Source organism: Pseudoalteromonas sp. P1-25, assembly GCF_001401805.1.
In the GTDB taxonomy this organism is placed as follows: domain Bacteria; phylum Pseudomonadota; class Gammaproteobacteria; order Enterobacterales; family Alteromonadaceae; genus Pseudoalteromonas.
In genome coordinates this window covers 1-839 of the sequence record NZ_LKDW01000077.1, presented here as the reverse complement: position 1 = coordinate 839, position 839 = coordinate 1, and the positions used below count along the sequence as shown (strand labels likewise).

General features: G+C 50.3%; 1 rRNA gene. It reads left to right on the top strand.

Features of this window, described 5'->3' with window-relative positions:
- Positions 1 to 839: ribosomal RNA gene (locus AN393_RS19565) — 23S ribosomal RNA — on the top strand; the annotation flags it as partial.

Genomic DNA, 839 nt, shown 5'->3' with positions numbered 1-839 from the left:
AGTGAAATCGAGTAGGTCGGAGCACGTGAAACTTTGACTGAATATAGGTGGACCATCATCTAAGGCTAAATACTCCCAACTGACCGATAGTGAACCAGTACCGTGAGGGAAAGGCGAAAAGAACCCCTGTGAGGGGAGTGAAATAGAACCTGAAACCGTGTACGTACAAGCAGTAGGAGCCCTTCGAGGGTGACTGCGTACCTTTTGTATAATGGGTCAGCGACTTATATTTTGTAGCGAGGTTAACCGATTAGGGTAGCCGTAGGGAAACCGAGTCTTAACTGGGCGAATAGTTGCAAGGTATAGACCCGAAACCCGGTGATCTAGCCATGGGCAGGTTGAAGGTTGAGTAACATCAACTGGAGGACCGAACCCACTAACGTTGAAAAGTTAGGGGATGACCTGTGGCTAGGAGTGAAAGGCTAATCAAACCGGGAGATAGCTGGTTCTCCCCGAAATCTATTTAGGTAGAGCCTCGGACGAATACTTACGGGGGTAGAGCACTGTTAAGGCTAGGGGGTCATCCCGACTTACCAACCCTTTGCAAACTCCGAATACCGTAAAGTACTATCCGGGAGACACACGGCGGGTGCTAACGTCCGTCGTGAAGAGGGAAACAACCCAGACCGCCAGCTAAGGTCCCAAAGTCATAGTTAAGTGGGAAACGATGTGGAAAGGCCCAGACAGCCAGGAGGTTGGCTTAGAAGCAGCCATCCTTTAAAGAAAGCGTAATAGCTCACTGGTCGAGTCGGTCTGCGCGGAAGATGTAACGGGGCTAAACTATGCACCGAAGCTGCGGATTCATCTTAGGATGAGTGGTAGGGGAGCGTTCTGTAAGC